15 protein-coding genes are annotated in these 22011 nt (G+C 74.0%); 9 read left to right on the top strand and 6 right to left on the bottom strand.

Features of this window, described 5'->3' with window-relative positions:
• The first annotated feature begins 53 nt into the window (after positions 1-53).
• Complete coding sequence (locus ACZ42X_RS31610; RefSeq protein ID WP_468297346.1) at positions 54-3659, top strand: hydantoinase B/oxoprolinase family protein; 3606 nt, start codon at positions 54-56, stop codon at positions 3657-3659.
• Here the strand turns inward: ACZ42X_RS31610 and ACZ42X_RS31605 are convergent.
• The 4 genes from ACZ42X_RS31605 to ACZ42X_RS31590 are packed head-to-tail and all read right to left on the bottom strand — an operon-like array spanning position 3638 to position 7257.
• Entirely contained in the window at positions 3638-4516 is an 879-nt protein-coding gene (locus ACZ42X_RS31605; RefSeq protein WP_468297342.1) for a 5-oxoprolinase subunit C family protein, read from the bottom strand. The genes ACZ42X_RS31610 and ACZ42X_RS31605 overlap by 22 nt on opposite strands.
• Positions 4513-5166, bottom strand: a complete 654-nt coding sequence (gene pxpB, locus ACZ42X_RS31600; protein ID WP_468297339.1) for a 5-oxoprolinase subunit PxpB — start codon at positions 5164-5166, stop codon at positions 4513-4515. Before pxpB ends, ACZ42X_RS31605 begins: the two co-directional genes overlap by 4 nt.
• Positions 5167-5189: 23 nt before the next feature.
• Positions 5190-5954, bottom strand: a complete 765-nt coding sequence (locus ACZ42X_RS31595; protein ID WP_468297337.1) for a LamB/YcsF family protein — start codon at positions 5952-5954, stop codon at positions 5190-5192.
• Between the two features lie 22 nt (positions 5955-5976).
• Positions 5977-7257 (bottom strand): MFS transporter, encoded by a 1281-nt coding sequence (locus ACZ42X_RS31590; RefSeq protein ID WP_468297334.1) that lies wholly within the window; start codon positions 7255-7257, stop codon positions 5977-5979.
• A gap of 168 nt (positions 7258-7425) precedes the next feature.
• Here ACZ42X_RS31590 and ACZ42X_RS31585 point away from each other — a divergent pair, with 168 nt between their 5' ends.
• From ACZ42X_RS31585 to ACZ42X_RS31570, 4 genes are all read left to right on the top strand, one after another.
• A complete protein-coding gene (locus tag ACZ42X_RS31585; protein WP_468297473.1) occupies positions 7426-8145 on the top strand; it encodes a GntR family transcriptional regulator in 720 nt (239 codons plus the stop codon).
• A 108-nt stretch (positions 8146-8253) separates the two neighbouring features.
• Positions 8254-9780, top strand: coding sequence for a hypothetical protein (locus ACZ42X_RS31580; RefSeq protein WP_468297331.1), 1527 nt, complete (start codon positions 8254-8256; stop codon positions 9778-9780).
• Between the two features lie 307 nt (positions 9781-10087).
• Positions 10088-10990, top strand: a complete 903-nt coding sequence (locus tag ACZ42X_RS31575) for a hypothetical protein (RefSeq protein WP_355367993.1) — start codon at positions 10088-10090, stop codon at positions 10988-10990.
• A gap of 28 nt (positions 10991-11018) precedes the next feature.
• Positions 11019-15731 carry a hypothetical protein gene (locus ACZ42X_RS31570; RefSeq protein WP_468297328.1) on the top strand — a complete coding sequence of 1571 codons (4713 nt, stop codon included), beginning with the start codon at positions 11019-11021 and terminating at the stop codon, positions 15729-15731.
• 148 nt (positions 15732-15879) lie between these two features.
• On the opposite strand, the gene ACZ42X_RS31565 is transcribed toward ACZ42X_RS31570, so the two are convergent.
• Entirely contained in the window at positions 15880-16356 is a 477-nt protein-coding gene (locus ACZ42X_RS31565; RefSeq protein WP_468297325.1) for a hypothetical protein, read from the bottom strand.
• A gap of 383 nt (positions 16357-16739) precedes the next feature.
• Here ACZ42X_RS31565 and ACZ42X_RS31560 point away from each other — a divergent pair, with 383 nt between their 5' ends.
• The 4 genes from ACZ42X_RS31560 to ACZ42X_RS31545 are packed head-to-tail and all read left to right on the top strand — an operon-like array spanning position 16740 to position 21106.
• Positions 16740-19619 carry a sensor histidine kinase gene (locus tag ACZ42X_RS31560; RefSeq protein WP_468297322.1) on the top strand — a complete coding sequence of 960 codons (2880 nt, stop codon included), beginning with the start codon at positions 16740-16742 and terminating at the stop codon, positions 19617-19619.
• Positions 19616-20071 (top strand): roadblock/LC7 domain-containing protein, encoded by a 456-nt coding sequence (locus tag ACZ42X_RS31555; RefSeq protein WP_468297319.1) that lies wholly within the window; start codon positions 19616-19618, stop codon positions 20069-20071. The genes ACZ42X_RS31560 and ACZ42X_RS31555 overlap by 4 nt, the downstream gene beginning before the upstream one ends.
• Positions 20072-20082: 11 nt before the next feature.
• The gene (locus ACZ42X_RS31550) at positions 20083-20511 is read left to right on the top strand and encodes a DUF742 domain-containing protein (RefSeq protein ID WP_361429709.1); all 429 of its coding nucleotides are present in this window, start codon (positions 20083-20085) and stop codon (positions 20509-20511) included.
• Complete coding sequence (locus ACZ42X_RS31545) at positions 20492-21106, top strand: GTP-binding protein (RefSeq protein ID WP_468297316.1); 615 nt, start codon at positions 20492-20494, stop codon at positions 21104-21106. Before ACZ42X_RS31550 ends, ACZ42X_RS31545 begins: the two co-directional genes overlap by 20 nt.
• A gap of 46 nt (positions 21107-21152) precedes the next feature.
• On the opposite strand, the gene ACZ42X_RS31540 is transcribed toward ACZ42X_RS31545, so the two are convergent.
• On the bottom strand, positions 21153-21956 hold the full coding sequence (locus ACZ42X_RS31540) for a M15 family metallopeptidase (protein WP_468297314.1): 804 nt from the start codon (positions 21954-21956) through the stop codon (positions 21153-21155).
• Between the last annotated feature and the right edge of the window lie 55 nt (positions 21957-22011).

The raw sequence follows: 22011 nt of genomic DNA, 5'->3' as shown, positions 1-22011 counted from the left end.
ATCCCGCCACGGGGAAACGCCCGCGTGGCGCCGTCCTCACCGAGAATGGGGAGATGAGCGGGCGCTGGGAGTTCTGGATCGACCGGGGCGGCACCTTCACCGACATCGTGGCCCGGCGCCCCGACGGGCGCCTGGTCACGCGCAAGCTGCTCTCGCACGACCCCGAGCGCCACCGGGACGCCGCCGTCGCCGGGATCCGGCTGCTGCTCGGGCTCCGCCCGGGCGAACCCGTACCGGCGGACCGCGTCCACTCCGTCAAGATGGGCACCACGGTCGCCACCAACGCCCTCCTGGAGCGGCGCGGGGAACCCACCGTCCTCCTCATCACCGAGGGCTTCCGCGACGCCCTGCGCATCGCCTACCAGAACCGGCCGCGGATCTTCGACCGGCACATCGTGCTTCCCGAGGCCGTGTACGACCGTGTCATCGAGGTCCCCGAGCGGGTCGACTCCCACGGCGCCGTCGTACGCCCCCTGGACCTCGCGCCCGTGCGCGAGGAGCTGGAGCGGGCCCGCGCGGACGGGCTGCGCAGCGCCGCGGTGGTGCTGATGCACGGCTACCGCCACCCCGGCCACGAGGTGCGGACGGCCGAGGCGGCGCGCGAGGCGGGCTTCGCGCAGGTCAGCTGCTCGCACGAGGTCAGCCCGCTGATCAAGCTGGTGCCACGCGGCGACACGACCGTCGTCGACGCCTACCTCTCGCCGATCCTGCGCCGGTACGTCGACGAGGTCGCCGCCGAGCTCGCCGGCGTACGGCTGATGTTCATGCAGTCCAACGGCGGGCTGCGGGAGGCCGCGCACTTCCGCGGCAAGGACGCCGTACTGTCCGGACCGGCGGGCGGCGTCGTCGGGATGGCCCGCACGTCCGAACAGGCCGGTTTCGGAGAGGTCATCGGCTTCGACATGGGCGGCACCTCCACCGACGTGTCGCACTACGCGGGCGCCTTCGAGCGGGAGCTCGGCACCCAGGTGGCCGGGGTGCGGATGCGGGCGCCGATGATGAGCATCCACACCGTCGCCGCGGGCGGCGGCTCGGTCCTCCACTTCGACGGCCGGCGCTACCGGGTCGGCCCCGACTCGGCCGGCGCCGTCCCCGGTCCCGCCTGCTACCGGCGCGGCGGCCCGCTCACCGTGACGGACGCCAACGTCATGCTGGGGCGGGTGCAGCCGGACCACTTCCCGGCGGTCTTCGGGCCGGACGGGGACCAGCCGCTCGACGCCCACGTGGTGCGGACACGCTTCACCGAACTGGCCGAGGACGTACGCCACCACACCGGAGTCGCGCGGACGCCCGAGGAGGTCGCGGCCGGCTTCCTGGAGATCGCCGTCCTCAACATGGCCAACGCCGTGAAGAAGATCTCCGTCCAGCGCGGCCACGACATCACCCGCTACGCCCTGACCAGCTTCGGCGGGGCGGGCGGACAGCACGCCTGCGCGGTCGCCGACGCCCTCGGCGTCGACACCGTCCTCGTCCCTCCGCTGGCCGGGGTCCTCTCGGCGTACGGCATCGGCCTCGCCGACGCCACCGCCATGCGCGAGCGCTCCGTCGAAGCCGGACTGGGCGAGGCCGCCCACGCGCGCGTGCACGAGCTCTGCGCCGAGCTCGCCGGACACACCCGGGAGGAACTACGCGCCGACGGGCTGCCCGACAGCGCGATCGGCACGCACGCGCGCGTGCTGGTGCGGTACGCGGGCACCGATGCGAGCCTGCCCGTACCGCTCGGCTCCGTCGACGCCGTACGGGAGGCGTTCACGGCGGCGCACCGCGCGCGGTACGGGTTCGCCATGGACAAGCCGCTGGTGGTGGAGGCCGTCTCGGTGGAGGCGGTCGGACGGGCCGGTCCGCACGGCCCCGTGGCCGCCGAAAGGGCCGTCCGTACGGGCCCCGGCCCGCTGGCGCCGTGCGCGACGGTGCGGACGTTCGTGAACGGCGAGCCCCGGGACACCCCGCTGTACCGGCGCGAGGACCTGCGGCCCTCCGACACCGTGGCCGGCCCCGCCGTCATCGCCGAGGCCGACGCCACGACCGTCGTCGACGACGGCTGGCAGGGCTCCGCGACCGGCACCGGCCACCTGCTGCTGACCCGCGCCCGCCCCCGGCCGAGCCGTACGGCCGTCGGCACGGACGTCGACCCCGTCCTGCTGGAGGTCTTCAACAACCTCTTCATGGCGATCGCCGAGCAGATGGGCGTACGCCTGGAGAACACCGCCCACTCCGTCAACATCAAGGAGCGGCTCGACTTCTCCTGTGCCCTCTTCGACGCCGGCGGCAACCTCATCGCCAACGCCCCGCACATCCCCGTCCACCTCGGTTCGATGGGCGAGTCCATCAAGGAGGTGCTGCGGCGCAATCGGGGCACCCTGCGACCCGGCGACGTGTACGCCATCAACGACCCGTACCACGGCGGTACGCACCTGCCCGACGTGACCGTCGTGACGCCCGTCTTCGGGCCGGACGGGACTCTGCGCTTCCTGGTGGCCTCCCGGGGCCACCACGCCGAGATCGGCGGCATCACGCCCGGCTCCATGCCCGCCTTCAGCCGCACGGTCCACGAGGAGGGCGTCCTCTTCGACAACTGGCTGCTCGTGCGGGACGGACGCCTCCGGGAGGACGAGACCCGGCGGCTGCTCACCGAGGCGCCGTACCCCTCCCGGGACCCCGACACCAACCTCGCCGACCTGCGCGCCCAGATCGCAGCCAACGAGAAGGGCATCGAGGAACTGGAGCGCATGGTCGACCAGTTCGGCCTCGACGTCGTCCACGCCTACATGCGGCACGTACGCGACAACGCCGCTGAGTCCGTACGGCGCATCGTCGCCCTGCTGCGCGACGGCTCCTGCCGCTACGAGACGGACGGCGGGGCCGTCATCCAGGTCGCGGTCCGCGTCGACCGCGAACGGCGCCGCGCGGTCCTGGAGTTCACCGGCACGTCCCCGCAGCAGCCCGGCAACACCAACGCGCCCACCTCTGTGGTCATGGCGGCGGTGCTGTACGTCTTCCGGACGCTGGTCGAGGACGACATCCCGCTCAACAGCGGCTGCCTGGAACCCCTGGAGGTGCGCGTCCCCGACGGCTGCATGCTGGCGCCCGCCTACCCGGCGGCGACGGTGGCCGGCAATGTCGAGACCTCGCAGGCGGTGACGGGGGCGCTGTACGCGGCGCTCGGCGTCCAGGCGGAGGGCTCCGGCACCATGAACAACGTCACCTTCGGCAACGACCGCGTGCAGTACTACGAGACGGTGGCGAGCGGCTCGGGCGCGGGCGACGGCTTCGACGGGGCCGACGCCGTCCAGACCCACATGACCAACTCCCGGCTCACCGACCCCGAGGTCCTGGAGTGGCGCCACCCCGTCCGGGTCGACGGCTTCGCCGTACGGGCGGGCAGCGGCGGGCGCGGCCGGTGGCGCGGCGGCGACGGCGTCGTGCGCCGCATCCGGTTCCTGGAGCCCATGACGGTGGCGCTGCTGACCGGACACCGCAGGGTGCCGCCGTACGGCATGGCGGGCGGCGAGCCGGGCGCCCTCGGCGAGAACGCCCTGGAGCGCGCCGACGGCACCGTGGAGCGGCTCGGCGGGGTCGACGTGGTGGACGTCCGTCCCGGTGACGTCCTGGTCGTCTCGACACCCGGGGGCGGCGGCTACGGGACACCCCCGGACTGAACCACGAACCGCACCGGCGTCCCCGGCACCGCCTGCGCCGCGGCCGCCAGGTCCCGCTCCCGGACCACCGCGACCACCGGATAGCCGCCGGTCGTGGGGTGGTCGGCGAGGAACACCACGGGCCGCCCGTCCGGCGGTACCTGGACCGCGCCCAAGACCATGCCCTCGCTGGGCAGTTCACCGGCGACGGCCCGCTCCAGGGGCGGCCCCTCGGTGCGCAGCCCGATCCGGTTGCTCGCGGGGGACACGCGGTACGTCCGCGTGGCGAGGGTGCGGAGCGCCGCGTCCGTGAACCAGTCGTGGCGCGGGCCCAGGCGCACCCGTAGGACCAGCTCCCGGGGCGGGCCCGGCCAGGGCGCGGTGTCGTACAGGGCTGCGGCCCCGGACGGCGCCCGGCCCAGTGGCAGCACGGCCCCGTCCCGCAGCGGTGCGGGGCCCAGCCCCGAGAGCAGGTCCGTGGAGCGGCTGCCCAGCACCGGCTCGGCGGCCACACCGCCGGCGAACGCCACGTAGGAGCGCAGACCGCGCACCGCCGCGCCCACCTCCAGCACGGCACCCGCGGGCACGCGTACCGCCGCACCCCAGGCCACCGGCCGCCCGTCCACGGTCACCGGGCACGGAGCGCCACCCACCGCGACGGTCACCGCGCACCGCGGCCGCACCGCACAGCCGTTGACGGTCGTCTCCAGCACCGCCGCGCCCACCGGATTGCCGACCAGCCGGTTGACGAGCCCGCTCGCATACGGATCGAGGGCTCCCGAGCGCGGCACGCCCAGGTGGGCGTGGCCGAACCGTCCCTCGTCCTGCACGGTGGTCAGCGCCCCGGCCCGTACGACCGCGAAGGCACGGTCGGTCATCTGCCCTCCAGGCGGTCGCGGGTGCCGGGCTCGGAGACGAACCGCACCCGGGTGCCCGGCGCCAGCAGCGCCGCCGGCTCGCGCGCCGGGTCCCACAGCACCAGGTCCGTCGTCCCGATCAGCTGCCACCCGCCCGGCGAGGAGCGCGGGTAGACGCCGGTGTACGCGCCCGCCAGCGCCACCGAGCCGGGCGGGACGGAGGTACGGGGGGTGGAGCGGCGCGGCACCTCGTACCGCGCGGGGAGGCCGGTCAGATAGCCGAAGCCCGGTGCGAAGCCGCAGAACGCCACCCGGTACTCCACCCCGGAATGGATCCTCGCCACCTCCTCCGCCTCCACGCCCCACAGCGCCGCCACCACAGCCAGGTCCGGACCGTCGTACCGGACGGGGATCTCCAGAACCGGGTCCACGCGCGCGTGCAGTGGCTCCATCTCCCACCGGGTGACCTGCTCCGCGAGGCGTCCGGGGTCTTCCACCCCGTCGAGCAGCACGGTCCGCGCCGCGGGCACGATCTCCCGTACGGCGGGGAGCGAGCCGGACGCACGGCGGCGCAGCACCTCGGCGTGGAAGGCCTGCGCCTCCTCACCGCTGCCGAGCTCGACCAGCAGGGCCCGTTCACCCACGGCCAGCGCCCTGATCGTCGACCTCATACCCGGCACCATGCCCGGCGTCCTCATACGAACGCCTCCACCCGCACACCCGAGTCCTCCAGACGGGAACGGACCTCTCGGGCCAGCTCCACCGCGCCCGGCGTGTCCCCGTGCAGGCACAGGGAACGGGCGCGGACGGCGACCGGCCGGCCGCACCGGGAGGTGACCTCTCCGAGCGTGGCCATGGATACGGACCGCTCCACCACGGCCGCCGGATCGGTGATCACGGCCCCCTCCTCGCGCCGCGGCACGAGCGTCCCCGCGGCGGTGTACGCCCGGTCCGCGAACGCCTCCGCGACGACGGGCAACCCCGCATTGCCCGCCGTCTCGTGCAGCCGCGAGCCCGGCAGACCGAGCACGGGCAACCGCTCGCCGGTCAGCAGCACCCCGTCGACCACCGCCCGGGCCTGTTCCTCGTCGTGGACCACACGGTTGTAGAGCGCGCCGTGCGGTTTGACGTACGACACGCGAGTCCCGGCCGCTCTGGCGAACACCTCCAGGGCGCCGATCTGGTAGGCCACTTCGGCGGCCAGCTCGTCGGCGGGCACGTCCATGGAGCGCCGCCCGAAGCCGGCCAGGTCACGGTAGGAGACCTGGGCACCGATCCGGACCCCCCGCTCGGCCGCCAGCGCGCAGACGCGCCGCATGGTGACCGGGTCGCCGGCGTGGAAGCCGCAGGCGACGTTGGCGCTGGTGACGACGGACAGGAGCTGTTCGTCGTCCGTGAGGCGCCAGCGGCCGAAACCCTCGCCCAGGTCGGCGTTGAGGTCGATCGAGGACCAGGTCATGGTGATGTCTCCTTGGAGTGCGTCAGGCGAGCTCGCGGCCCCGGGTCTCCGGCAGCCCGAGCAGGGCCAGCACGGCGATGCCGTACCCGACCGCGCCGAAGACCAGCGCCCCGCCCACGCCCCAGCTGTCGGCGAGGAAGCCGACCAGCGTCGGGAAGAAGGCGCCGACCGCGCGGCCGGTGTTGTACGTGAACCCCTGCCCGGTGCCGCGCACCGCCGTCGGATACAGCTCCGCCAGGAACGAGCCGAACCCGCTGAAGATGGCCGACATGCAGAAGCCGAGCGGGAAGCCGAGCACGAGCAGCAGTCCGTCGGCGCCGGACGGGATGTTGGTGTAGGCGAGGATGCACAGCGCGGACAGGAAGGCGAAGATCACGATGTTGCGCTTCCGGCCGAGCCGGTCCGTGAGGTAACCCCCCGTCAGGTAGCCGATGAAGGCTCCGGATATGAGGAAGGTCAGATAGCCGCCGGTGCCGATGACCGTCAGACCCCGGTCGTCCTTGAGGTACGTCGGGACCCAGGTGGCGAGGGTGTAGTAGCCGCCCTGGACACCGGTGGACAGCAGCATCGCGAACAGCGTCGTCCGCAGCAGCCCCGGGCGGAAGATCGCGGTGAAGGAACCGCGCTCGCGGCTCGCCGCACGCACCTGGGCGACGTGGGGCGCGTCCTCGACGTTCCTGCGGACCCAGATGACCAGGAGGGCCGGCAGCGCGCCCGTCCAGAACATCACGCGCCACGCGGTGTCCGCGTCGAGGAAGTGGAAGACCAGCGTGTAGACGATGACCGCGAGCGCCCAGCCGGCCGCCCACGCGCTCTGGATGCCGCCCAGCGTGCGGCCGCGGTGCTTCGCGGAGGCGTATTCGGCGACCAGGATGGCGCCCACCGCCCACTCGCCGCCGAAGCCGACGCCCTGGAGGGCGCGGAAGACGAGCAGCGTCTCGTAGTTCGGCGCGAAGCCGCACAGGACGGTGAAGAGCGCGTACGTGACGACCGTGATCATCAGCGCCTTCACCCGGCCGATCCGGTCGGCGAGGATCCCGGCGAGCACGCCGCCGACCGCCGAGACGACGAGGGTGACGGTGGTGAGCAGTCCGGTCTGACCGCTGGTGAGGCTGAAGTAGGCGGATATGGCCACCATGCTCAGCGGCAGCGTGAAGAAGTCGTAGGAGTCCAGGGCGTATCCGCCGAACGCGCCGCCGAAGGCGCGTCGGCCGCGCGGCCCGAGGGCGCGCAGCCAGGCGAACGCACCCTCGTCCTCGGGCTGTTCGCCCTGGGTGGTCTGAGGAGTCTGGGTCGTACTCATCGGCACCTCGCGTAAGAGGGGAGGAGCGGAGCCGTGCGGTCCCCACAAGGTAGGGGATTGTTGAACGATCCGACAAGGGGGTTGTCCCCCGTTCCGGCCTGAGGTTTTCCTTCTACGATGAGCGGGCCGAGGCGGCGACGGGTGCGGGACGGCGAGAAGAGGTGCGTGGTGAGTGCGACGGGCTCCGAGGCGGCCGGCGGACTGGCGGACGACCGTGCGCTGCTGGGGCGTACGAGCACGGCCGAGCGGGTCGCCGACATCCTGCGCACCCGCATCGCCGAGGGCTTCTTCAAACCCGGCGCCCGGCTCTCCGAGGACAGCATCGCCGGGGCGCTCGGGGTGTCGCGCAACACCCTGCGCGAGGCCTTCCGGCTCCTCACCCATGAACGCCTGCTCGTCCACGAGCTCAACCGCGGCGTCTTCGTGCGGGTCCTCACGGTCGACGACGTCGTGGACATCTACCGCACGCGGCGGCTCGTCGAATGCGCCGTCGTCCACGGCCTGGGCAAGCCGCCGTTCGAGCTCCACGGCCTGATCATGGCGGTCACCGGCGGGGAGCGGGACGCCCGCGAAGGCGACTGGAAGGGCGTCTCCACGGCCAACATCCACTTCCACCGCGAGCTCGTCGCCCTCGCGGGCAGCGCGCGCACCGACGAGCTGATGCGCTCGGTCCTCGCCGAACTCCGCCTCGCCTTCCACAGGGTGGACGACCCCCGCGCCCTGCACGAGCCTTATCTCATGCGAAACCGGGAGATTCTGGACGCCTTGCGTGCCGGTGAGCGGGTGAAGGCGGAACGGCTCCTCGCGGACTACCTCGACGACTCCCGCGACCGGCTGGTCGACGTCTACGCACACCTGGTCGAGCCGGACGCCGAACCCGGCGCCTGACGAGCACCGGCTCCGGCCGGGTTCCGGCGAGGTGCCCCGGGGGCGGCCGGGACGGGGGCGTCTGCGCCGTTTCGACCGTTGTCAGTCCGAGGACCTAATCTGTGCAGCGTGACTTCGCCTGTCTCGACGGATCTCGCTCCGCCCCAGCTCAGCGCGGGGCCGCGGCCTGCTCAGGGCCCGGCCGCCGACGAAGGGCTGGCGCGGCGGCTGCGTGCGCTCGCGTGCACCGCGCCGCTGCACGACCTGGACGCCCGCAAGGCGAACCTGGCGGGGGAGTACTCGGTCTACGGGATGGCGGAGATCGCGCTCGCCGCGATCGACCTCGTCACGCTCAACATGGACTTCGACACCGGCGCCGACCACGAGCAGATCGTCGCCCGGCTGTTGCCGAGGGTGGCCGCCCAGGCCCCGCAGCGGCCCGCCGCCGAGCACGAACGGGTCGCCCGCTGGGTCCTCGAGAACCTGATCAACGTCGGCAGCGTCGACCGCGGCTTCCGCGCCGTGTACGGCACCTTCGGGCCCGACGGCGTCTATGTGCGCCGGGACTACGACTTCAAGCTCATCGAGGAAGTCCCCGGCTACGGCGGCACCGTCTACCTCCGCACCACCGACGAAGCGGTCAACGTCCTCGTCGGAGCACTCGACACCGATGTCACCAGCGCCCAGATCGCCGCCGAGGTGAAGCTGGAGGTGCTCATCAGCCGCGGCCGCCTCGCCGACGCCCAGCTCGCCGCCGAGCAGGCGCGCTACCGCACCGTGCAGTACGCCGAGACCCTCCGCAAGACCCTGGAGGCCACCCGGCGCAACGTCCGCGCCGTCGACTGGCTCCAGACCGTGCCGGACATGATCGAGGAGGCGCTCGCCCACGTCGCCGATCGGTACCGCCACGAGAACGCCATCCTCACCAACATCCGCAAAGCGCGAGACGAAGCCGAGGACCAGGAGCACAAACGGCGCGCCGCCGAGCTGGTCGACATCGTCAAGGACTGCATCCGCCGCCACACCCAGCTCCAGTCCCGGCTGCTGGAGGCCGGGCCGCTGTTCCGCGCCGAACAGGACCGGCAGGCCTTCGCCACCCCCACCGCCCGCGCGGGCCTCGACCTGTACGGCCAGCTCGTCGCCCCGCTGCTGCCGCTCCCCGTCGAACAGTCCCTCCGCGTCACCGACGCCTACTTCGCGCACGGCACCGGCCTGCGCACCCCCGCCTCCGTACGCCTCGGCGACCTGGTCGACCTGCTGCTCACACCGCCGCTGGAGCGCGAGCACCTCGGCGCCGAGATGCCCGAGCCGGACCTGATCGCCACCCCGGACGACAGCCGGTTCAGCGAGGAGCAGCTCGCCGCCGCCATGGAGCTGCTCGACCTGGAGCACGACGCCCCGCGCCGGCTCTCCGGCCTCCTCGCCGACGCGCGCCGCCGCGACCCCGAACTGCCGTACCTCGTCGCGCTTCTGGCGATCCACGCGGCCAGTCCCCCGGTTGGTACGGCCTACCGGCAGGGCGAGGAGCGGCTCCTCTTCGCCGTCGACGACGGCACCGAACTGGACGATCCCGAGTTCGGCGGCGCCGACCTGATCGTCGGTACGGCCCTGCTGGACGCGGCGGGCATGGCCGCGGACCGCACGGACGCGACATGACGCGCCACCCCGCGCCGCAGCGGCGGCGGCCTCACGCCCGCACCGACCGCCCGGCCCTGCTCCGGACCGCTCCCGCGGCAGCGTCCTGTACCGACCGCCCGGCTCTGCTCGGGCCCGACCGCGCGGCAGCGCCCCGGGCCCCGCGTCCGGCAGCGCCCCGGGCCCCGCGTCCGGCTGCGCCCCGGACAGTGCCCGCCTCCACTGCCGTCGCCCGCGCCGAGCGCCGACCGAGTTCCGAGGGCCGTCTCCGTACCGCGCCCCGCCCCCGCACCCCGTACCGACCCGTCCCTAGCAAGGAGCCCCAGCCGTGAGCGACCACCACGCAGAGCACGCCGACGCGTGGAGCGAGCCCGACGCCCCGCAGGCGTCCGAGCCCGCCGCCTCCGGCACCGTCACGCCCGCCGACGCGGCCGACGCCGCCCGGCTGGTCTCCTTCGGACTCCAGCCCAAGCTGCTCCCCGCCCGCGACGCCGAGTACGCCGACCTGCTGCGCCGCTACCGCGAGGAGCCCGCCTTCGCCCGCCTCGCCGACGCCGTCGCCACCGGCCTCGGGCTCATCGTCCTGGAGGTCTCCCCGCGCGCCGGCATGGCCGTCACCGCCGGCGAGGACTCCGTCTTCGCCGTCCGCATGGGCGACTACGCCCGCCGCGCCTCCACCGACTCCGCCGACCGGTTCCTCCACGGCCTCGCCCACCTCGCCGTCGCCGCCCTGGCCTTCCCCCGCCCCGAGGACCTCGCCGACGACACCTACATCGGCCGCATCACGGTCAACGGCGTGGACGCCTTCGTCCGCCAGGCGTGCCGCCGCCTGGAGGAGCGCGCCGAGCAGCAGGGCGAGAACACCGACCCGGCCACCGACGCCCCCGGACTGGAGGCCGCCTGGCGCATCTACGCCCGGCGCAGCGCCACCGGCGCCACCAAGGACGCCCGCCGCCTCGCCGGCTCCACCACCGGCATCATCGGCAAGGCGGTCGCCTTCCTCACCGAATCCGGCTTCCTCCAGCGCACCGGCGACGAGGGCGGCGGCTCCTACCGCACCACCGCGCGCTACCAGCTCCAGGTCCGGGACATGGCGGGCAGCGCCGCCATGGCCGAGCTGCTGGAGCTGGGCGTCGTGCCGGTGAGCGACGGCTCCGCCACCCTCCTGCCGCCGCCCGACGGAGACGACCTCGACCTCGTCGCCGACGCCGGCCTGCCCTTCCACGCGTAACCCAGACCAGAAGCGAAAGTCCGCCGCCATGTACGAGCTGTCCCGGGTCCGCCTCTACTCCATCGGGCCCGCCGGTGCGCGCTACGCCGACACCGTGCTGGACCTGCGCGGAGTCGGCGCGCCCGTGCCCCACCCCGCCCCCACCCAGGCGGAGTTCTTCGAGGAGGAGCCGGTCGGCCCGCCGCGCCGCCCCGCCCCCGCGGGCGTGCTCTTCCTCGAGAACGGCGGCGGCAAGTCCGTCCTCCTCAAGCTGATCTTCTCCGTGATGCTGCCGGGCCACCGCAACACCCTCGGCGGCGCCAGCTCCGGCGTGCTGCGCAAGTTCCTGCTCGCCGACGACTGCGGCCACGTCGCCCTGGAGTGGCAGCACACCCTCACCGGTGAGCTCGTGGTCGTCGGCAAGGTCAGCGAGTGGCGCGGACGGCAGGTGTCCAACGACCCGCGCAAGTTCGCCGAGGCCTGGTACTCCTTCCGCCCCGGGCCCGGCCTCAGCCTCGACTCGCTCCCGGTCGCCGAGTCCACCGCCGTCCGCGCGCCCGCCGAAGGCGTCTCCGGCGCCCAGGGCCGCCGCCGCACCATGAAGGGCTTCCGCGACGCCCTCACCGAGGCCGGCAAGGCGTACCCGCACCTGGAGGTCTACTGGGAGGAGATCCACGACCGCTGGAACGAACACCTCGGCGACCTGGGTCTCGACCCCGAACTCTTCCGCTACCAGCGGGAGATGAACGCCGACGAGGGCGAGGCCGCCGGCCTCTTCGCGGTGAAGAAGGACTCCGACTTCACCGACCTGCTGCTGCGCGCGGTCACCGACACCCGCGACACCGACGGCCTCGCCGACCTCGTCAGCGGCTTCGGCAACAAGCTCGGCCGCCGCGCCGAACTCACCGCCGAACGCGACTTCACCGCCGGTTCCGTGGACCTCCTGGGCCGGATCGTCGAAGCCGCCGACACCCGCGCCCGCGCGCGCGACGTCCACGCCGGAGCCGAGCGCCGCACCCGTACGCTCGCCCGCCGACTCTCCGCCCGCGCCGCCGAGGAGCGCGGCCGCGCCGCCACCCTCGCCGAGCAGGTCACCGCGGCCGCCGACACCGTCACCGAGGCCGAGCAGGTCCGCGCCCGCGCCTCCCTCATCGCCGCCGAACTGGCCTACCGCCACGCCTCCCTGGCGCTCACCGCCGCCGAGAAGGGCGCCGCCGCGCAACGCCGCGAGCTGATCGACGCCCGCACCCTGCACTCCGCCTGGCAGGCCACCGAAGTGGTCCTGCGCCACCGCGCCGCCGCCGACCGCTCCACGCGTGTGTCCGCCGCCATCCGCGAGGCCGAGCGGGACGCCGCACCCGCGCTCGCCGCCCGCGCGAAGGCCGCCGCCGACCTCGTACGGGCACTGCACGCCGCCGCCGCGGACGGGGAGCGGCAGGCCGATGAGGAGGAGGAGCGCTCTGCCGCCCTCCAGGAGGCGGCCGAGACCGCCCACCGCGACGCCACCGCCGCCGCCACCGAGGCCCAGCGCGCCCGCAGCGAGGTCGGTCACCTGCGCCAGCGCCTCGCCGAGGTCGAGCAGGAGACCGCCGAGGCCGTACGCGCGGGATGGCTCGACGACACCGCCCCCGACGCCGACCCGGCGCGCGCCGCGCTCGCCGCCAGCGACGCCGAGAAGACCACCGTCGCCGCCTGGGACGAGGCCCGCGAAACCGCCCGCGCCGCAGCCGAACGCGCCCGCGAGGCCGCCGCCGCCGAGTCCCGCGCCGAACTGGCCGCCGCCCGCGCCGCCGACGCCGCCCAGGCCGCCGAGAACGCCTACCAGGCCGAGCGCCGCGCCGCCGACTCCCTCGCCGCCGAGGAACGCCTCGCCGAACTGCTGAGCCTGCCCGGGGCGACCCCGCCCGGCACCTCGGTCGTCCCGGCACCCCGCCGCGGCGACGGCGACCCGTCCGACCAGGACGCGGCATCCGACGGCACCGACGGCGCCGACGGCGCCGCGACCGGAACCCGCCCCGCCGCCCAGGGCCCCCTCACCGCCGAGGAGCTCGACCGGTACGCCGACGAGCTGCGCGACCTCCTCGACCAGGGCATCGCCACCGCCGAGCGCAAGCTCTTCGAGCTGCGCACCGCCGCCGCCGACGACTCCCGCATCCTCGGCGCCCTCGGCGACGGCGGCCTGCTGCCACCCGGCCCGGACGTCCTCGCCACCGTCGAGTTCCTCGGCGAACAGGGCATCCCCGCGCTCCCCGGCTGGCGCTACCTCGCCCAGGCCGTGGACCCGGCCGACCACGCCGCCGTCCTCGCCGCCCGGCCCGAGTTGGTCGACGGTGTCGTGATCACCGACCCCGTCTCGTACGCCCGGGCCCGCGAAGCCCTCGCCGGTGCCGCCCTGCTGCCCCGCTCCGCCGTCGCCGTGGGCACCGCGGCCGCGCTCCTCGCGCCCGTGCCGGCGCCCACGGACACGGACACGGACGTGTTCCTCGTGCCGCCGAACCCGGCCATGCACGACGAGCACGCCGCCGACGAGGAGCGCCAGGCCCTGCGCGCCCGTGCCGCCGCCCGCGATGAGGAGATCCGCGCCCTCGCCGCCCGCCTCACCCGCGACCGCTCGCTCGCCGCCCGCATCGGCTCCTGGCGCGCCGACTGCCCGCCCGGCATGCTCACCGAGCTCGCGGAAGCCGCCGCCACCGCGCGCGTGGCCGCCGAAGCGGCCGAGGCCGCGCTCGTCGAAGCCCGTACCGTACGGGCCGAGGCGGAGGAGGCGGCCGCCGACGCCGCCCGCGTACGCGACGAGCGGCAGGACGCCGCGCAGCGCGCCCGCCGCGTCGCCGACGCCCTCGCGGGCCTGGCCTTCCGGCTGCGCGAACGGGCCGGCTGGCAGGCCCGCCTGCGCGAACTGGCCGACGAGGCCGCCGAGTACGAAGCCCGCGCCCAGACCTGCCTGGAGCGGGCGCGCGCCGCAGACGAGGACCGCCGCGCCGCCCAGCGCGCCGCCGACGACGCCCACCGCACCGCCCGCGCCCTGCGCGCCGAGCGCTCCGAGATCGCCGGCGCCCCGGAGAACCTGCCGGAGGAGGACGGCGACGCCCCGCGCGTACCGTTGGCCGCCCTGCGCGAGGCGTACCGCGCCGCCTCGCAGCTGTACGAGAAGGTCGGCGTCGGCGCCGACCTGCGCGCCGAACAGGCCCGCGCCGAGAGCGACGAGTCCGCCGCCCTCGCCGAGCTCGACCGGCTCACCAACAAGGTCCGCACCCGCGCCGAACAGCTCCTCCAGAGCCCGGACGGCGCCGACGGCCCCTCCCGCCAGGCCGCCGCCGCCCGGGCCGAGTCCCTGGTGCAGATGCTGGAGACCCGCGCCTCGGAGGCCAGCGAGAAGCTCGGCCGCCTGCGCGGCGAGGCCGAACGCCTCGCCCCCGAGGACGGCGAGGCGCACACCGAGCTCCCCGAGGAGCTCATCCCCACCGACGCCGACCACGCCCAGTCCCTCCTGCGCTCCGCCACCGCCGATCTGGCCGCCCGCACGGACGAGCTCGAAGCCGCCCGCGCTTCGCACGCCCGGCTCGTCCAGGCGCACCGCGCCGCCGAGGACGCCGCCGGCGGCTTCGACGAGACGGCGGCGCTCCTGCGCGACCTCCTGCGCGACCACGCCACCGAGGAGGAGCCGGAGGCCCCCGAGCCGTACCCCGGCAGCCTGGAGGAGGCGCGGCAGTCCGCCGCCGAGGCCCGCCGCTCCCTGCGCGGCTGCTCCCAGGACCTGTCGGCCGCCGAGGCCGCCGTACGCGAGGCCTGCGACGTCCTCATCCGGCACGCCAACTCCACGCGGTACGAACAGGTCCGCACCCCGGCCCGCCAGCAGATCCGCGAACTGCCCGCCTCCGCGCTGCCCGAGCACGCCGCCAAGTGGGCCGAGGCGTTCGCGCCCCGGCTGCGCGTGCTCACCGACGAGCTGGCGCAGCTGGAGCGCAACCGCGACTCCATCGTCGACCGGCTGCGCGGACTGGTGGAGTCCGCGCTCACCACGCTCCGCTCGGCCCAGCGCCTTTCCCGGCTGCCCGAGGGGCTCGGCGAGTGGTCCGGCCAGGAGTTCCTGCGCATCCGGTTCGAGGAGCCCGACCAGGCGACGCTGACCGAGCGGCTCGGTGAGGTCATCGACGAGGCGACCCGCGCCGCCGTCAAGAAGAACTCCGACCTGCGCCGCGACGGCATGTCGCTGCTGCTGCGCGGCGTCCAGGCCGCCCTGCAGCCCAAGGGCGTGGCCGTGGAGATCCTCAAGCCCGACGCGGTGCTGCGCGCCGAGCGCGTACCGGTCGGGCAGATGGGCGACGTCTTCTCCGGCGGGCAGCTGCTCACCGCCGCCATCGCGCTCTACTGCACGATGGCCGCCCTGCGCAGCAACGACCGGGGCCGCGACAAGCACCGCCACGCGGGCACGCTCTTCCTCGACAACCCGATCGGCCGCGCCAACGCCACGTACCTGCTGGAGCTGCAGCGGGCCGTGTCGGACGCGCTCGGCGTCCAGCTGCTCTACACGACGGGCTTGTTCGACACGACCGCGCTCGCGGAGTTCCCGCTGGTCATCCGGTTGCGCAACGACGCGGACCTGCGTGCGGGGCTGAAGTACATCAGCGTCGAGGAGCACCTGCGCCCCGGGCTGCCGCAGCAGAGCCCGGCGGGGGAGGCGGCCGTGCACGGCGAGATCACGGCGACGCGCATGTTCAAGCGCACGCCGACGCCCGAGCCGGCGCCCCCCGCGGAGTAACCGCGGAACCGCCGCCGGGCCGGTGCCCGGCAGGTGCCGGGCACCGCCGCTCGGGCAGGTACCGGCGGCCGGGCAGGTACCGCCGCTCGGGCAGGCACCCCCGCCCGGGCTGGCACCGGCGCCCCGGCAGGGCGGGCTCCGGTGTGCCTCAGGCCCGGGAGAGCGTTCCCGCGCCCTGCCGCCCGCGGCCGGAAGGCGAACGGGAACCCCCGCCGGTACCGGAACCCGCACCGGCCTCCTCCCCGCCTAGCCGTATGCGTGCCGCCTCCCGCGCCGCCCGCGTCTGCACGCGCGCCGCCCGGCGGGCCATACGGCGCTCACGCCGCAGCTGACGCGCCGTGCTGCTCGGCACGGAGACGACACCATGGCGCTGGTTCCACACCTGCCGGGTGACCCACACGTCCGCCGCCGCCCACGTCGCCACCACCGTGCTGGCGATGCTGCTCAGCACCATCGGAAACGCCAGCCACGAGCCCGCCAGCGTGCACAGGAACGCCACCGTCGCCTGTATCAGGGTCAGCGAGGCGACGAGCACGGCACGCACCGCCGCCGTACGGACCGGATCGGGCAGCCTGCGCCGCGTCGCCGGTTCCTCCACCCACAGTTCCCGCCGCTCCGTCGTCATCGCAACCGCCACTCCCCACAGCCGACCGTTTCCAGGGTGGCTGCCCGTCATGAGCCGCTTTACGCCGACAGTTCCGCGCCTCCCCTGTTCGTAGACGTACGACCGGCGGCGAAGATTCCCCGCGGAACGTACAGTTCCAGCCAACCGTTACCGCCGGGCACATGTCGCCCCGCCAGGGACCATCCACCGCAGAGGGAAGTGCCAGGGCGGCGAATACCCGGAAAACCCGTGATCGACGCCCCGCCCCACGGCTGAAAATCGCCCGGACGCACCTTCGAGATGCCTGCGATGCAGTAGTAGGCTCGCGCCGTTTGTTGATGTGTTTATGTGTACACCCGCGCCGGACGGCACCCTCACCGGTCGGGTCCGAGCTGGGGGAGGCCATGCGCTTTCGCGGGAAGTCGATCCGCAGGAAGATCGTGGCGTTGCTGCTCGTGCCGCTCGTCTCCCTCACCGGGCTGTGGGGGTTCGCGACACTCCTCACCGGCCGGGAGGCCGACCAACTCCTCGACGTCGGCTACATCGTCGAAAAGGTCGGCTACCCCCTTGAGGACACCGTCCGCGTCATCCAGCAAGAACGCCGCCAGACCCTCGTCTACCTCGCCGATCCACGCGCGTCCGACGCCCTCCCCACCCTGCGCCGCGAACAGGCCGCCACCGACCGGACCATCGCCCGCATCCGGGCCAACGCCGCCGACTCCGGCGTCACCGACGCCATGCAACCCCAGGCGGCCCGTCGGCTGAGCTCGCTCCTCCAAGCCTTCGACGGCCTCTCCGGACTGCGCCGTTCCGTCGAGAACCGTGCCGTCGGCCGCATGCAGGCGCTCGAGTTCTACAACCGCCTCGTCGACCCCTGCTACACCTTCCTCCTCAACCTCCACGCCCTGGAGAACGTGGAGATGGACAAGCAGGGCCGTGCCCTCGTCGGCGTCGTGCGCGCCCGCGAGATGCTCTCCCGCGAGGACGCCCTCGTCTCCTCCGCCCTCATCAACAGGCGTATCACCCCCGAGGAGATCCGCGCCCTCACCGACCTCGTCGCCCAGCGCCGGCTCTTCTACGAGGTCAACCTGGAGCTCCTGCCCGGCTCCGAACGCGAGCTCTTCGAGCAGTACTGGCGCAGCCCCGCGACCGAACCGCTGCGCGACGCCGAAGAGGCGCTCATAGCCGCCGGCGCCACCGAGACACCCCGCACCGTCCAGGCAACCCACTGGCGGGACGCCGCCACCCCGGTCCTGGACCACCTCGCCTCGGCCAACACCGAGGCGGGCGACCGCTACCAGGACCGTGTGCAGCCGACCGCGTACAACGTCCTGCTCAAGGCGGGAATCGCCGGCGTCCTCGGCTTCCTCGCCCTGCTCGTCTCGATCATCGTCTCCGTCCGCATAGGCCGCGACCTCGTCCGCGACCTCCGGCGGCTGCGCAAGGAGGCCCAGGAGGTCTCCGGCGTACGGCTGCCGAGCGTGATGCGCCGCCTGGCCGCCGGCGAACAGGTCGACGTCGAGACCGAAGTGCCGCAGCTCGAGTACGACAGGGACGAGGTCGGCCAGGTCGGCCAGGCCCTCAACACCCTTCAGCGCGCCGCCGTCGAAGCCGCCGTCAAGCAGGCCGACATGCGCCGCGGCGTCTCCGAGGTCTTCGTCAACCTCGCCCGCCGCAACCAGGTGCTGCTGCACCGTCAGCTCACCCTCCTCGACACCATGGAGCGTCGTACGGAGGATACGGACGAGCTGGCCGACCTGTTCAAACTGGACCACCTGACCACGCGCATGCGCCGTCACGCCGAGGGCCTGGTGATCCTCTCCGGCGCCGCCCCCTCCCGCCAGTGGCGCAAGCCCGTCCAGCTGATGGACGTGGTACGGGCGGCGGTCGCCGAGGTCGAGGACTACGAACGCATCGAGGTGCGCAGGCTGCCGCGCATCGGGGTCGGCGGGCCGGCCGTCGCCGACCTCACCCACCTGGTCGCCGAACTCCTGGAGAACGCCACGGTGTTCTCCCCGCCGCACACCGCCGTCCAGGTGCACGGCGAGCCGGTGGCCAACGGCTTCACCCTCGAAATCCACGACCGCGGGCTCGGCATGGCCCCGGAGGCGCTGCTCGACGCCAACCTGCGTCTCGCCGAGACACCGGAGTTCGAACTCTCCGACACCGACCGGCTCGGCCTCTTCGTGGTGAGCCGGCTCGCCCAGCGCCAGAACGTACGGGTGTCGCTCCAGCCCTCCCCGTACGGCGGCACCACCGCGGTCGTCTTCATCCCGGCCGCGCTGCTCACCGAGGCGCCCGAAACCCAGGGCTCGGGCTTCCGGCTCGACCGCAAGGCTGGCGACCGCAAGGTCGGCGACCACAGGGCCGGCGACCGGAGGGCCGGCGACCGCAAGGCGCTGGACCGCGGGGCGGTCGACGGCCGCACCGACGAGGTGCCGCCGCGGCGCGCGCCCCTTTCCCAGGTGCCCTCCGGGCTCGACCCCTCCCTGCTGGACGGCCCCGTCGAACTGGAGCCTCCGGTCGGCGCCCTGCCCTTCGACGACGCTCTCACCGGCCCTCTTACGGGTCACCTCGGCCGCCTGGGCGACCTCGCGGACGTCGCCGACCTGGCGGACATCGACGAGACGGAGAGCGAACGGGGCGGACTCTTCCGCCCCAGGAGCCCGTTGCGCCCGGTCACCGGCCGCTCCTCCGCGGCCTCCGACGAGACGCAGCACCACCAGGCGGCCGACCACGCCCCTGAGCGCCAGGCCGACGGCCCCGTCCCGCTGCCCCGCCGCAAGCCCTCGGTCCCGACCCTGATCGCGCACCGTGGCCGGCGCCTCGACGAACGCGGCCGCGCCCACCCCGCCACGGAGGGCACCGCGGAGCAGAGCCGCGGGGCACACGGCTCCGACCCGGAGGCCACCCTGCTGCTCGGCGGCCTGCCCCGCCGCGTACGGCAGGCCAGCCTGGCCCCGCAGCTGAGGGACACCCCCGACCGGTCCGCCGACCGGTCCGCCGACCGGTCCGCCGACCGGCCCGCCGCAGGGGACGCCGAACGCGACGCCGCAAGGGACGCCGAACGCGGCGCTGGACGCGACGCCGGGCGCACCGGTGAGCGCGCCGCCCGTCACGACGCCGAGCGTGACGCTGAAGCAGTACGCACCCGCATGGCCGCCATGCAGCGCGGCTGGCAGCGCGGGCGCCGGGAGAACGCCGAGGGCGACGCCCCGCCGGCACCCCGCGCGCTCCGCGGTGAGACAGCACCACGAACGACACCGGAGGGGGACGGTCCATGACCGCACCGAACGCCGCAGCAACCACGTCGACCGGCTCACCGGGCGGGCCAGGTTCAGCAGGCCAGCTGAACTGGCTCCTCGACGAACTCGTCGACCGCGTCGGCTCCATCCGCAAGGCGCTGGTGCTCTCCAGCGACGGCCTGCCCACCGGCGCCTCCCAGGACCTCAGCCGTGAGGACAGCGAGCACATGGCGGCCGTCGCCTCCGGATTCCACAGCCTCGCCAAGGGCGTGGGCCGCCACTTCGACGCCGGGCGGGTCCGGCAGACCGTCGTCGAGCTCGACGACGCCTTCCTCTTCGTCACGGCGGCGGGCGACGGCAGCTGTCTCGCCGTCCTGGCGGACGCCGACTCCGACGTCGGCCTCGTCGCGTACGAGATGACGCTGATGGTCAAGCGGGTGGGGGCTCACCTGGGGACGGCGCCGCGGACCGGACTGACCGCAGGAGGATAACGGGGGATGCGATGAGTGACGCAGCAGGGCAGCACAGCCGGCACAGAGGCCGGACCCGCCGGGAGCCACACCACTGGTTCGACGACGAAGCGGGCCCCGTGGTCCGTCCGTACGCGATGACCCGCGGCCGTACCAGCAGCGCCACCCGCCACCGCCTCGACCTGATCGCGGTGGTCGTCCCCGAACCCGCGGCCGAGGACCCCGGCCGCGACCAGATGCTCTCCCCGGAGCATGTGGAGATCGTCGAGCGGTGCAGCGACTTCCCCCAGTCCATCGCCGAGCTCGCCGCCGGACTCGACCTCCCCGTAGGGGTGGTCCGCGTCCTGGTGGGCGACCTCGTCGAGGACGAACTCGTCCACGTAACCCGTCCCGTCCCGCCGGCAGAACTGCCGGACGTGAACATTCTGCGTGAGGTGATCAATGGCCTTCGGGCGCTCTAGCTCCCACCGCGCCAATCGGCCGGTGGTCGAGCCGGTGACACTCAAGATCCTCGTCGCGGGCGGGTTCGGAGTGGGCAAGACGACCCTCGTCGGCGCGGTCAGCGAGATCCGGCCGCTGCGCACCGAGGAGACCCTCACGGAGGCGGGCCGGCCCGTCGACGACCTGCACGGCGTCGAGTCGAAGTCCACCACCACCGTCGCCATGGACTTCGGGCGGATCACCCTCCGCGAGGACCTGGTGCTGTACCTGTTCGGTACTCCGGGACAGGACCGCTTCTGGTTCCTGTGGGACGAGCTCGCGCAGGGCGCGCTCGGCGCGGTGGTCCTGGTGGACACCCGCCGCCTGGAGGACTGCTTCGCCGCCATCGACTACTTCGAGCGGCGGGGCATCCCCTTCGCGGTGGCCGTGAACCGTTTCGAGGGCGCGCCCGGGTACCCCGCCCAGACGGTGCGGGCGGCGCTCGACCTCGACCCCGAGGTGCCGCTGCTGATGTGCGACGCGCGCGAGCGCGCGTCGGTCAAGGAGGTGCTGGTGGGGGTCGTCGAACACGCGCTGACCCTCGCCGGCCGGCAGCGCGAACCGGCGGCTCCCTGAGGACTCCGCGCCCCCGGACGGCGGGGGCGCGTCTTCCGGCGTCGGCTCAGCGCCCGGCCACCGAACGCCGTGCCACCGGGAAGTCGAAGTACGTCTCCGGGAAGGGCTCCGGCTTGTACGTGAAGTGCCACCACTCCTCGGGCAGGTTCACGAAACCCTGGGCGGCGAGCGTGCTCTTCAGCAGCTGCCGGTTCGCGCGCTGCACCCCCTGGACGCGGGGATCGTCCGTGTGGGACAGCGTGTCGAAGCAGTCGAAACCCGTGCCCATGTCGAGGGAGTTGTCGGGGAACCGCTCCTCCCGGGGCGCGTAGCAGGGCACCAGCTTCTCGCCCGGCACGTACGGCCGTGTCGGCGGGGCGGGCAGCTTCACGATCGTGAGGTCGACCGTCGAGCCGCGGCTGTGCCCGGACTTCTCGGCGATGTAACCGTCCGCGAAGAGCCGCGACTTGTCCACGAGCGGATAGAACTCCGCTTTCATCCGCTCGTCCTGGAGGTCCTTCGCCCACCGTACGAAGTGGTCCACCGCGCGCTGCGGCCGGTAGCAGTCGTACACCTTCAGGGAGTACCCCTGCCGCAACAGCCGCACCTGGGCCCGGTGCAACGCCTGCGCGGCCGGCCTGGTGAGGATGCACAGCGGCTGCCGGTACCCGTCCACCGGCTCACCGACGAAGTTGTGCGCCGTGGTGTAGCGCATCTCCTGGATGATGGTCGGATCCACGGAGCGCAGCGCCACGAACTCCTGCGGCGCCTTGGGCTCGGGCGTGGCCTGCGCGGCGGGTGCCGCCGCCACGGAGAGGAGCGCGGTGGCGGCCGCCACGAGCGCGCGGAGAGCGGTACCGAGTCGTGTCATGCCCACGGATCTACCAGCTCGGCCCGGACGGGTACAGCCCGCCTCGCCCTGAGAG

It is taken from the genome of Streptomyces sp. NPDC030862 (genome assembly GCF_055571835.1).
This window is presented reverse-complemented; position numbering and strand designations above follow the sequence as displayed.